The organism is Haliscomenobacter sp. (assembly GCF_965225875.1).
In the GTDB taxonomy this organism is placed as follows: Bacteria; Bacteroidota; Bacteroidia; order Chitinophagales; family Saprospiraceae; genus Haliscomenobacter.
Window position 1 is genome coordinate 544153 of record NZ_CBDDBS010000003.1, and the last position, 12372, is coordinate 556524.

Here is a 12372-nt window from a genome sequence, read left to right on the forward strand (position 1 = left end):
TTTGGCTGCGCCAAATGTGCGGCGAAATACGACGCAAAGTGTGCGAAGCACACATAACGTCGCGCCGTCGTGTCGTCGCGGTTACAAAACATTTGGCGCAGCCAAATCAAAAAATCATTGCTTTTTTGAAAATAAAGCATTTGATATTTAGACTACTTCATGTGAGTTAAAGCCTAACGTCGGTTGACAAACCTTGGAACTAAATGATCAACTATTCAGCAATCCCTTCTCCCGCTTACGTACTCGACGAATCCCGGCTACGCCGCAACCTGGAGCTCATCCAGCGGGTGCAGCAGGAGTCCGGAGTTTCCGTAATTCTGGCGTTGAAAGGTTTTTCCATGTGGAAGGTTTTTCCACTGGTCAAGCAATATTTGGCGGGAGCTACAGCCAGTTCGCTGCACGAGGCACGGCTCATTTTTGAAGAAATGGGGGTGCAGGCGCATACCTACTCTCCTGCATACATGCCCGATGAGTTTGTGGAAATCATGCGCTACAGCAGCCACATTACTTTCAACTCAGTGGCGCAATACGAGCGCTTTTGGGGGCCACTGAGCCAGGCTGAGCGACCCATTTCGCCGGGTTTGCGGGTGAATCCTGAGTTTTCCGTGGTGGAGACAGATTTGTACAATCCCTCGGCAGCGGGCTCACGATTGGGTACGATGTTGGAAAACCTGGGTGGTCAATTGCCCGCTGGTATTGAAGGTTTACACATCCATACCTTGTGCGAGTCCAGTGCGGAAGATACTGCTAATCTGTTGGAAGCGGTAGAAGCTCGTTTTGGCGTCTTTTTCCCCCAATTGAAGTGGATCAACTTTGGCGGCGGCCATTTGATGACCCGCAAAGGCTACGATATTGAGCATTTGATCAAGGCCCTGCAGGCTTTCCGTGCGCGTAACCCGCACCTGGAAGTGATCCTGGAGCCGGGCAGCGCCATTGCCTGGGAAACCGGGGAGTTGGTTTCGACTGTGCTCGACATCGTGGATAGCCATGGAGTTAAAACGGCTATTCTGGACGTCTCTTTTACGGCCCACATGCCGGATACCCTGGAAATGCCTTACCGACCAAAAGTTTTGGGCGCTACTGATCCGGTGCCAGGCAAACCCACTTATCGCTTAGGCGGGGTGAGTTGTTTGGCCGGGGATTTTATGACGGAATACTCTTTTGAGCAGGAACTACAAGTGGGCGACCGCCTGATTCTCTGGGACATGATCCACTACACCATGGTCAAAACCACTACTTTTAATGGGGTCAAACATCCGGATATTTGTATCTGGCATGAGGATGATCAGTTGGAAGTGGTGAAGCATTTTGGGTATGAGGATTTTCGGGGGAGGTTGTCTTGAGCGTTTTGATCTCCGTACCACTAAGGACCAATAGATAAAAATGAAGATTCCCCAAGCGACATATTTTCACAAAGGACACGAAGGCAGCACAAAGGACACAAAGTTAGACGTTGACGGTCTTTGTGTCCTTTGTGCCCTTCTTTGTGTTCTTTGTGAAAATATGTCGCTTGGGTTCCTTCATAGCGCTACCAACTATGAAAACCTACGATGAATTTGTCATAGCCCTTCAATCCCTCTTCGACCCTCGCGAAGCCCAAAGCATCGCCCGAATCGTCTTTGAAGACTGTTTCCAGCTTCAGCGCAGCCAATTCCCCCAGACTATCCTGAATGATACCCAATCAAGCCGCTTACAATCCATTTTCTCCGCCCTGCAACGCCAGGAACCCCTCCAATACATCCTCGGCCAGGCCGATTTTTATGGTCTCAAATTCAAGGTCGACTCCCGCGTATTGATTCCCCGCCCCGAAACCGAAGAACTGGTCGAATGGGTGCTGGACACGATAAAGCCCCCGTCCTTTAGCACCTCAGCCCGCATCCTCGATATCGGCACAGGTTCTGGTTGCATCCCCATTACCCTGGCCAAAAAACTACCCCAGGCCGAAGTTTGGGGCCTAGATGTAAGCCCCGCTGCGCTGACACTCGCCCAGGAAAATGCTCAACTCAACCAGGTGCAAGTCCATTGGCTCGAAGTGGATATTTTGCAGGAAACCCTTTGGGGCCAGCGTTTTTCAAACAACCCCACTTTTGACGTGATCATCAGCAATCCGCCCTATATTCCTGAACGGGAAGAGGTCTTGATGCCCGTTCAAGTCACCCAATTTGAACCACACCTGGCACTATTTGTCTCCGACGATGACCCATTGATTTTTTACCGCCAGATTGCCCGTTTTGCCAAGCAATACTTGCGTAGAAATGGCTACCTGTTTTTTGAATGCAATGAATACAATGCCAGTGAAGTAGCGACTATGCTCAGCGAGATGGCTTGGAAAGAAATCGTGTTGCAAAAAGATTTGAGTGGAAAAGAGCGGATGATACGGGCATTACTATATTAATCCTACTTTTGTTATATTGGCTGCCTGAACAGCTTTGTACATGAAAATCATCCACACTTCCGATTGGCACCTCGGTCAACGCCTCCTTTTCAACGAGCGAGGCGATGAGCAACAACTGGCCCTGCAATGGCTCCACGAGACCATTTTGCAGGAGCAAGCCGATGCCTTAATCCTGGCGGGGGATGTATTCGACAATGGCAATCCGCCCCATCCGGCGCGGAAGTTGTACTATAATTTTTTGACCAGTTTATTGAATACCACTTGCCGCCACATCGTCATTATTGGTGGCAATCACGATTCGCCGGGTATGCTGGATGCGCCGCGCGACTTATTGGAATACCTCAACATCCGGGTGGTGGGTGCCGCTTCCGAAAACCTGGAACAAGATTGTTTGCTGCTTCACAATGCCGAGGGGGAATTAGAAGCGGTAGTTGCTGCGATTCCTTTTTTGCGCGACCGCGACCTTTCACCAAGTGTGGGCGGCGAAAGCACCCTCGACCGCATTCAACGCATCCAGGCCGGAATCCGCCAACGCTACCAGGACATGGGGGCCTTGCTGGAGCCTTACCGCGCTCAAAATGTACCCATCCTGGCAACAGGACACCTTTATGCCCAAGGTGCTCAAGCCTCCGACAAACAAGACAACATCTACATTGGCAATACCGAAAACCTGGATGTCGATACCCTGCCTAAATTGTTTTCCTACGTAGCCCTCGGGCACATTCACCGTCCGCAAGCCATTGCCGGAAACCAACGGGTGCGCTATTCCGGCTCCCTGATTCCGCTCAGTTTTAGTGAAACCAAAGATGAAAAAGGCGTGTATTGCCTGGAGTTTGATGGCCACACCCTGAGCGAAATCCGCTTTTTAGCCGCGCCTACTTTTCGCCGCCTCAAAACCATTCAAGGCACTTTGGCCGAAGTGGAAGAAAAACTGCAAGTTTTTGCCAACAAAGAGCGCGAAGCATTGCCCGCCTGGGTGGAGGTCATTGTGCAATCACCTACTTTTATTCCTCAGCTCGATAGCCATTTGCGCACCTTGGTCAAGGATTGGCCCCTCGAAATCCTCAAAATCCGCCTCGAACGCCAGTACCAGGCCCTCGATGAACAATTGGACGCCGTGGTAGAATCCCTAGAATCCCTAGATGTGCTCGAAGTGTTTCGCAAACGAGCCGAAAAAGACCAGCGCAGCGAAGAAGAATGGACCGAATTGGAAGCCACTTTTCGGGAGTTAGTGGAAGGTTTGAATAGCCCATAACCTGGTCGTTGAGCGTCGCTTACTGAGCGAAGTCGAAGTAAGCCGCGCTGCTATTCACTTTTCACTTTTCACTTTTCACTCAACATGAAGATCCGCAAACTCACCATAAAAAACCTCCATTCCCTCCGCCTCGATGCCGAGATTGATTTCCTCTCGGCACCACTGGGCACCACTGGTCTGTTCGCCATCACTGGAGATACCGGAGCGGGTAAAAGCACCATCCTGGATGCGATAACCCTGGCGATGTTTGGGAAGTTGCCCCGGGGCAGCGAGCGGGGTGAGGTCTTGTCTTTTGGTGCGACCCAATGTTTGGCGGAAGTAGAATTTGAAAACAACAACATCCTGCTACGCGCCAAATGGGGCATGCACCGCTCAGGGGGAAAACTGGAAGGAAAAATCCAGGAGCCCGTCCGCCGCCTGGAGCGTTGGGACGCCGAAAAAGAGGAATTCCTCACCATTGGCCAAAAGGGCAAAGAAGTTGATCAACTCATTGAAGAACTGACGGGGCTTGATTACGATCGCTTTCGGCGTTCAGTTCTATTGGCCCAAGGCGATTTTGCCGCTTTTTTGCACGCCGACGAAAGAGAGCGCAGCGAATTGTTGGAAAAAATCACCGGTTCTGAGATTTACAGCGAGTTGTCAAAGGCCGCTTATGCCCGGCACAAACAGGAAGACCTTTTGCTAAAGGAACTCCAGGCTGAAAAAAGCCGCCTGGAAATCCTGCCTGCCGAAGAAGCTGAAGCCCTGTCCCAACAAGCCAAACAACTGGAACAGGAAAGCGCCAGCACCCAACAAAACCTCAAAAAACTCCGCCATTTCCAGCAACAACTCCAGCGGAAAACCGAACTGGAAAACACCGCCCAAAACCTCAATCTGGAATACAGCCAATGGGAAGTAGCCCGGGCCGCAGCAGAAACCTCCTTTTTTCGCTTGCAGCGCTACCAATCACTCCGCGTTTACCAGCCCCAGCTGCAAAAAATGGACGATTTACTCCTTGGGAAAATCCAAATCGAGGCTCAAGTTATCGAGTTGAAAACACAGGAGGAAGCCCAGCAAGTGGCATTGTTGGAGCAGGAAGCTCAAACCCAAGTGGCCCAAAAACGCCTGGAACAAGCCCAACAACAGCAGAAACAACAAGAGCCTATTCTAGCCGAAGCCCTGCGCCTGGATGTAGAGATCAATACCCGTGCCCAACCCTTAAAAACGCAACAGGAAAACCTATTGCGTTTGCAAGCAGAAAAGGAACAAAGCCAGGCAAAAGGTAAAGAACTGGAAGCCGAACAACAGGCCGCAGCGGAACGCCTGCAAAAAGTGCAGACCTGGTTGCAAGAACATCCCAATTGGCACCAATTGGCGGGACTATTGCCCCTTTTGCAAAGTGAAATTGGAGCCTTGGAAGAGGCCCGGCAACAAAGCACCTTGTTGATTCAGGACCAAAGCCAGGCTACCCAACAGGTAAGTGAACTGCAAGCACAAATTCAGGAAGTTCAGGCCCAAAAATCCAAATTGTTGAGCCGCCAAACTGAGCTGAAAGCTGCTTACGAAGCCGCTTTGCCCCCTGATGTGCCCCATTCGGATCAGGCTTTGCTCAACTGGTTGTCTCAGGACTTGATCCGCCTTAGTCAACGCCAAAGTCAGTTGGAGCAATTGCAGGAATTGAATGGCACTTATCGGCAAGTGTTGGCCGAAATCAGCCATTTGGAGCAACAGCTGGAAACGCTGCGCCACCGCGAGATGGATTTGCAAAAACAACTCCTGAATGTTTTTGATGAACAGGAACTGAGTGATGAAATCCTCTTGTACAAGCAGCAAGTATACGAACAACAACGCCTGATTGCCAATTACGAACAAGACCGCAACCGCCTGAAAGAAGGGGAGGCCTGCCCACTGTGTTTTTCCACCGAACATCCCTTTCGCTACCACGAGTTCAAGCCCTTCGTCGATTTGGCTTTGCAGGAATACGAAAAAGCCCAGGCCAGCGCCGAAACCTTGCGTCTGCACCGCCAGGAACTGGCCCTGCAATTGCGGGAAACCAGCACCCAGGTGGAACAATTGGAACAACCCCTCCACGGTAAACTGAGCCAGGGCCTGTTGCGGATCAACGAATTGGAAGGTAAAAGGGGGCGGATCATGGGTAGCTTGGTGGGTATCGATGTGGATCAGGAAGCTGGGACATTGGGTGAATACCTTGCCGATACAGCCCAATTGTTACAAGCCCGCCGACAAGCCATTGCCATTTTGACCAACCTGACCAAGGAATTACAAACCTTACAGGAAGCACTGTTGGAGTCCCAGCAGGCCGAGCAACAACTGCTGTCGCGCAGCGCCATTCTAGCCGAACGACAGACTCAATTGGAGCAAAAACAAAACGAGATCAATGCCCGAATGGCCCAGAAGCAGGCCATCGTTTTGGAAAAATTAGGCTCACTCGATTTTGAGTACCAGGAGAACAGCAACATCTTGCTCCAAGCCCTGAACAATACCCGGGAGCATTTTCAAAAAGCCCAGGAACTGCAAGTGACCCTGGAACGTGATTTGGAGAAAAACCGCTTTGAAATTCAACAACAATCCGATAACCTGCACAAGTTGAATTTGCAAGCAGAGCAGCAACTGCAGTTGATTCAAAAGGAAACAGAAGCTTTGTCCCTTTTGCAACAAAAAAGAACTGCCTTAATTGGAGATCAGGACATCGAAGAATTTAAAGAAACATTGCAATTGGCCATTGTTCAAGCCGATGAACAGGTGCAAGCAGAAAATGCTCGCCTGAAAGCATTGCGAGAAACGAACATTGTTGCCCAGGCGCGCCTGGAAAATGTGCAGGTAGAGCTCCAACGCAGCGTTCAGGAAATCCAAAAACTGGAGACTGATTTGAAGTTGGTACTCCAAAACCAACAATTGCCCGATTTAAGCGCACTGCGCGCCTGTATGCTCAGCGCTGAGGAAGAGCAGGAAATTCGCAAACTGCAGGAACAATTGGCACGGCAGGAAGCAGAGTTACAACGACTACTACAAGAAAATGCCCTTCAATTGGCCGATCTGATCCAGGAAACCAGCGAGGTGCCTGAGGCAGAAATGCTTAACACCTTACTGGAAGAACAGGAGAAAGCCTGGCAAATGTTGGAGCAAAACCTAGGGCAATTGTTGGAAAAACTCCAGCGCCACGAGCAGCAACAAGCCAAGGCCAAAACCTTGCTCAAATCCATACAAGCCCAACAAAAGGAGTACCAACGTTGGGCCAAACTCAATGACTTGATCGGCTCAGCGGATGGCAAAAAGTTCCGCAGCTTTGCACAAGGTTTGACCCTGGCCAAACTCATTCAATTGGCCAACCGCCACTTGCAACAACTCAATGGCCGTTATGTGATTTTGAAAAAGCCCAACGAAGATTTGGCGCTGGAAATCATGGATACCTTCCAGGCCAACAACCGCCGCAGCATGCGGACTTTGTCGGGAGGTGAGAGCTTTTTGGTGAGCCTAGCCCTGGCCCTGGCGCTCTCCGAACTGGCTGGCCGCAATACTTCCATTCAATCCCTATTTATCGATGAAGGTTTTGGTACCCTAGACGACAGCAGTCTGGATCTTGCCATTTCAACCTTGGAAAACCTGCAATCGAGTGGCAAAACCATTGGGATCATCTCTCACGTCAAGGAATTGAAAGAGCGGATCGGCGTACAAATTCAGGTGAAGAAGCAGAGTGACGGGTTTAGTCAAATCAAGGTTTTACATGCTTGATTTGAAAAAAACGTACTCTAGCAGCTATAAAAAAGCCCAGAGTAGCAGTTGCTTCCCTGGGCTTTTTTCGTGGTTGATAGGGTTTACCCCGCCATCATGAAATACATCAACACCAAAAAAGCGACTACACACGCCGCGATGATGACTATTGTTTTAGTAGAGATTCCCTGTTGGGCATGCATCGTGCGTGCCCCTGATCCTTTGGAATCGTGTACACTGTGCATACCCGCTTTGCGCGGAGATTTATGTGGTTTCATACGTCCGATGTTTTAACTGCCAAAGCTGTTCATGACAGGTTTATTTACAAAAAATGGTTATTCTCTCGGTTTTGATGGTATTGCTCCATTTGCCGGAACGATCCCGAATTCGGATGAAATAAGAGAGAGAATCTGTGGGGTAAGTGGTGCTGGGGATACAGGTCAGACGGGTATTGGGAAAGGTACAACAAAAATATTTGGTATCCGGGCTATTCGTTAGTTTAATCGAAATTTCGCCTTGAATGCCATCCCCGGAGCCCAGCTGGGGAATGGGGCTCACCTTGAAAAAATGTTCGAAATTATCCCGGCTATCGGTCAGGGAGATGTTCGTGCTGTCTTTGCTGCCCAGATCGCCATCTCCATCGGTAAATGCAAAACGGATTTCGATGGTATCCAGCGGAATACCTCCGCCACGGCTTTGGGCGATAGAAGTATGACTCAACCCCAGGTACTTGATCACGGGTTCGGCCGGAAATTCTGGCGGGTTGGAGCAAGTACTGGCCAGCAGCAAAATCAAAAGGCAATAGAGGAAATATCCAGACTTTTTCATCATAATTACTAATTTTGACCGGATTCGAACTGGCCCCAGCAGTGTATTTAAAACGGGGCAATTTCAAATTCCGACTCAATTTGATCAAAAAATAAGACTTTTTATTGAAACAAGAAATGATATTTCAGTCGGCCAGGAGTCATCTGTACGATCTCGTCCAAAATGTGCAGCCTGATGAATTCGAAGCGCTTGCCCTTCAAGTGTTTCGCTTCCAGGCAAAGTACAATCCATTGTACGCACAATTTTTGGATTTGTTGCACATCAACCCCTCTCGCATTCAACGTTTGGAAGCCATTCCTTGTTTACCGATTCAATTGTTTAAGCAATACGAGATAAAAACCGGAGAATGGCCAAACGAGGCGATTTTTTCCAGCAGTGGTACCACCGGCGCACAAACCAGTCGCCATCCTGTTCGCAGTTTACAGGATTATACCCACAATACCCTGCGCGGTTTCGAGGCATTTTATGGGCCTTTGTCCGATTATTGCTTCGTTGCACTATTGCCAGCTTACCTGGAACGGGAAGGTTCTTCCCTGGTTTATATGGCAGAACAATTTGTACAATGGTCCAAATACCGACAAAGTGGTTTTTACTTGTACGATCATGCCGCCCTGCGCAAGACCCTGGCGGAATGCGCTGCAAAAAAAATCCCAACGGTATTGATTGGAGTTAGTTTTGCGCTCTGGGACTTGGCTGAGGAGGGAGATTTGAATTTTCCCGAGCTGATTGTGATGGAAACGGGCGGTATGAAAGGTCGGCGTCGGGAATTGACCCGGGTAGAACTGCACGAAATTTTGACGCAGGGTCTGGGCGTTCCAGAGATCCATTCTGAATACGGGATGACTGAATTGTTGTCCCAGGCCTATTCAAAAGGGCAAGGTTTGTTCCAACCCAGTCCGACCCTCCGCGTCTGGACCCGTGAGCCCAACGACCCTTTGGCTGCAACACCCCCAGCTCGTACCGGAGTCATCAATGTAATCGACCTGGCAAACCTGGACACCATTTCCTTCATCGCCACTGAAGACTTGGGTAAAGTGCACGCCGACGGCTCCTTTGAAGTCCTGGGCCGCCTCGACGCCGGAGACATCCGTGGCTGCAACCTGCTAGTCGAAATGTAAAATAGTGTATAAAATAAAGGGGTATTGCCCCTTTTTTAAGTGCATAGCCAACCCATGGATTTATCCGTGGGAGGCCACAAAACAGCATCACCCCATGGATTTATCCGTGGGATATCACACATGGCTTTAGCCGTGGGACCCGAATAGCTACGGGAAAAGAACCAAACACATGAAAACAGGCATCATTCAACAAACCTGCTCCCCCAACCAAAGCGAAAACATCGCCAAAAGCCTCGCCGCCATCAAAGCCTGCGCCGAGCAAGGCGCAGAACTGGTCGTACTCCAGGAACTCCACTGCGGCATTTACTTTTGCCAGGCAGAATCCGCCGACATGTTTGATCTGGCTGAACCCATTCCTGGCCCAGCTTATCATACCTTTGCCCAGGCAGCCAAGGAAAACAATGTCGTGTTGGTCACCTCCCTTTTCGAAAAGCGGGCACCCGGCATCTACCACAACACGGCAGTGGTATTTGAAAAAGACGGCACCGAAGCCGGGCGTTACCGCAAAATGCACATCCCTGATGATCCTGCCTACTATGAAAAATTCTACTTCACCCCTGGAGACCTGGGCTTCAACCCCATTTCCACTTCGGTAGGCAAACTAGGCGTTCTGGTCTGTTGGGATCAATGGTACCCTGAAGGCGCTCGTTTGATGGCTATGCGTGGTGCCGAGGTGCTGATTTATCCCACCGCGATTGGTTGGGCCGATACCGACCCGCAGGAGGAACAAGACCGCCAATTTGGTGCCTGGCAAACCATTCAAAGGGGGCATGCCGTTGCCAATGGGCTTCCGGTCATTTCCGTCAACCGGACGGGCTGGGAAGAAGATTTTTCGGGGGTAACTGGAGGCATTCGTTTTTGGGGTCAAAGCTTCATCGCAGGGGCGCAGGGAGAAATCCTTTACAGTGCCCCCATCGATCAAGAGGTAACTCAGGTGGTCGAGATTGACAAACAACGCACCGAAGCGGTACGCCGGATGTGGCCGTTTTTCAGGGATCGGCGCATTGATGCGTATGATGGATTGAACAAACGGTATTTGGATTGACGTATGGGTGGCCACCCAGGGCCGCCCATACGTGCGGGCGACCACATACGGGCGACCACACAGGGTCAGGCGACCACACAGGGTCACCCCTACAAATTACCCGAACGCGCCCCAATCACCCCATCCATTTCATTCCATTCATCCACAATCGCGTAGCGTTTTACCCCGCAAATTTTCATTTCATCCAATAAATCCACCATGTTGCGGTATTTGGATTTGGGGAAAAACTTTAGGGACACAAACAATTCATCCTGAGATCCCCACTGATCTTTTACCTCTTGTTGGCGCCGAATGATCCGTTCGCGCAATTCGTGCCTTGAAAAGGAGAGGGAATCAAATTTTAGGCCTGTTTCATCATCTGCACCAGTGTAGCAATATATTTTGTCATCTTTTCCAGCCACTAGGGTGAATGTTTTACTCTTGGACAAAAAAGAACATATGAGCTGCTCAGGGTCATCCGGAGGCACCGGCTTATTCACCTCCATCGCCTTCGGCTTTTGAAAAGCGGAAGCCAGCATAAAAAAGGTGATCAACAAAAAGCCCAGGTCAACCATTGCGGTCAGATCTACCCGAGTAGATGATTTAGGGGCACGGCGCGGCCCTTTGGAGCTACGCTCCGGAGTGTTCATTTCTGCCATCTTTTTTAATTTATTTGCTGTTGATTAAAAAAGGTCAGGGCGCAACTGCCCCATGACCGACGATTGAGAGTATGCTTTAAAAACAGTGTTTAAGAGTGTAGATTCACTAAAAATCATTTTTGGCGTGTGTTGAAAAAAAACTAAAGCTATTTTAGGATGTTGTAACTTTGCAAAAGCAGGTCTGGATTTATTAGACTTGCTCTAAGTTCAAAATGAAAGTGAGCATGAGTGCTAAAGCCAAAGCAGATCCAGCGGATAAAATTGAAAAAGTGGAGCAAATCTTTCAATTCAAACAATTCAGCATCCAACAAGATAAATGTTCCATGAAAGTGGGCACCGACGGTGTACTGTTAGGCGCCTGGGCAGATGGAGAGAAGGCTACCCGGATTTTGGACATCGGAACTGGTTCCGGCTTGATTGCCATAATGTTGGCTCAACGTAATGCCACGGCACAAATCCATGCCGTAGAAATTGATGACCAGGCCTACCTGCAAGCTACCGAGAACATGGAAAACACGCCATGGGCAGATCGTTTAACCGCATTCCACCAATCCATTCAGGAGTTTGCTGAAACGCCACAACAAGAATACGATCTGATTGTGAGCAACCCACCCTTTTTCAGTGGAGGGACTTTTTCCTTTAACCAGGATCGCAACAGCGTACGTCATACGGTCAAATTACCCCACGGCGACATGTTGCGCGCTGTACAAAAACTGCTCGCCAAAACCGGAAAGTTCTGTGTGATTTTACCTTTTGTGGAGGGTCTGCGTTTCCAGGAGCTCGCCGCGAGTTACCATTTTTATTGTACCCGGGTCACTGAGGTATTGACCAATGCCAATAAGCCCGTAGAACGATTGTTGATGCAGTTTGAATTGGAAAGTCGTACTCCGCAGCGGGATCAATTGGTTGTTCGGCAAGATGGGCCGATTGAGTGGACCGAAGCATATCAAAATTTAACCAGAGCTTTTTATTTGAAGATGTAAAGGGTAAAACCCGACGGGGGTGTTTGGCTACCAAGGCACGAAGACACCCAGTAAAACCGCGTTGGGGAGGTGCCTACGTGCCTTGATGGCCGGTTTGAAAAATCGGTTTGTCGTGGCAAAAATGGGTAGCGCTACTGCTGTTCGGCCAGGATTGCCCGGGCCGCCTCCAAAATAGCATCATCATCTAAATGAACAACTCCTCCTCCGGGACCCGGTTCGATGTGTACACCTATTGTCTCACCGTCATCCAACTTCGATGCTCCAAAATAATTCCGTACCGTCTGTTCGGAAATGTTCAGCTTTTTCGCAATGCGCGTAATGCTGCCAGTAGGGAGCTTGTGCTTAATGTCCCTAAGATCATTGAATGTGATGTTCATAGACAGTAAATTTAGTGAAAAA

General features: G+C 49.6%; 11 protein-coding genes. 7 read left to right on the top strand and 4 right to left on the bottom strand.

Annotation, left to right across the window (positions count from 1 at the left end; genetic code table 11):
- Positions 1 to 203: 203 nt before the first annotated feature.
- The 4 genes from nspC to ACO08K_RS22740 all read left to right on the top strand — a co-directional run bounded on the left by nspC (position 204) and on the right by ACO08K_RS22740 (position 7382).
- Entirely contained in the window at positions 204 to 1343 is a 1140-nt protein-coding gene (gene nspC, locus ACO08K_RS22725; RefSeq protein WP_421798769.1) for a carboxynorspermidine decarboxylase, read from the top strand.
- Between the two features lie 194 nt (positions 1344 to 1537).
- On the top strand, positions 1538 to 2395 hold the full coding sequence (gene prmC, locus ACO08K_RS22730) for a peptide chain release factor N(5)-glutamine methyltransferase (protein WP_421798770.1): 858 nt from the start codon (positions 1538 to 1540) through the stop codon (positions 2393 to 2395).
- A gap of 40 nt (positions 2396 to 2435) precedes the next feature.
- Positions 2436 to 3650 carry an exonuclease SbcCD subunit D C-terminal domain-containing protein gene (locus ACO08K_RS22735; protein WP_421798771.1) on the top strand — a complete coding sequence of 405 codons (1215 nt, stop codon included), beginning with the start codon at positions 2436 to 2438 and terminating at the stop codon, positions 3648 to 3650.
- Between the two features lie 84 nt (positions 3651 to 3734).
- Positions 3735 to 7382: an SbcC/MukB-like Walker B domain-containing protein gene (locus tag ACO08K_RS22740; RefSeq protein WP_421798772.1), complete on the top strand. Its 3648-nt coding sequence runs from the start codon at positions 3735 to 3737 to the stop codon at positions 7380 to 7382.
- A gap of 83 nt (positions 7383 to 7465) precedes the next feature.
- Here the strand turns inward: ACO08K_RS22740 and ACO08K_RS22745 are convergent, their stop codons facing one another.
- Positions 7466 to 7639, bottom strand: coding sequence for a hypothetical protein (locus tag ACO08K_RS22745; protein ID WP_421798773.1), 174 nt, complete (start codon positions 7637 to 7639; stop codon positions 7466 to 7468).
- A 40-nt stretch (positions 7640 to 7679) separates the two neighbouring features.
- Entirely contained in the window at positions 7680 to 8192 is a 513-nt protein-coding gene (locus tag ACO08K_RS22750; protein ID WP_421798774.1) for a hypothetical protein, read from the bottom strand.
- A 101-nt stretch (positions 8193 to 8293) separates the two neighbouring features.
- On the opposite strand from ACO08K_RS22750, the gene ACO08K_RS22755 reads away from it, so the two are divergent.
- Both ACO08K_RS22755 and ACO08K_RS22760 read left to right on the top strand, forming a co-directional pair.
- Positions 8294 to 9307, top strand: coding sequence for an acyl transferase (locus ACO08K_RS22755; protein ID WP_421798775.1), 1014 nt, complete (start codon positions 8294 to 8296; stop codon positions 9305 to 9307).
- A 169-nt stretch (positions 9308 to 9476) separates the two neighbouring features.
- Positions 9477 to 10352: a carbon-nitrogen hydrolase gene (locus ACO08K_RS22760; RefSeq protein ID WP_421798776.1), complete on the top strand. Its 876-nt coding sequence runs from the start codon at positions 9477 to 9479 to the stop codon at positions 10350 to 10352.
- 89 nt (positions 10353 to 10441) lie between these two features.
- On the opposite strand, the gene ACO08K_RS22765 is transcribed toward ACO08K_RS22760, so the two are convergent.
- Positions 10442 to 10990 carry an ExbD/TolR family protein gene (locus tag ACO08K_RS22765; RefSeq protein WP_421798777.1) on the bottom strand — a complete coding sequence of 183 codons (549 nt, stop codon included), beginning with the start codon at positions 10988 to 10990 and terminating at the stop codon, positions 10442 to 10444.
- Positions 10991 to 11214: 224 nt separating this feature from the next.
- Between ACO08K_RS22765 and ACO08K_RS22770 the strand changes: the two genes are divergently transcribed.
- Positions 11215 to 11973: a tRNA1(Val) (adenine(37)-N6)-methyltransferase gene (locus ACO08K_RS22770; protein WP_421798778.1), complete on the top strand. Its 759-nt coding sequence runs from the start codon at positions 11215 to 11217 to the stop codon at positions 11971 to 11973.
- A 131-nt stretch (positions 11974 to 12104) separates the two neighbouring features.
- On the opposite strand, the gene ACO08K_RS22775 is transcribed toward ACO08K_RS22770, so the two are convergent.
- Complete coding sequence (locus tag ACO08K_RS22775; RefSeq protein ID WP_421798779.1) at positions 12105 to 12350, bottom strand: DNA-binding protein; 246 nt, start codon at positions 12348 to 12350, stop codon at positions 12105 to 12107.
- Between the last annotated feature and the right edge of the window lie 22 nt (positions 12351 to 12372).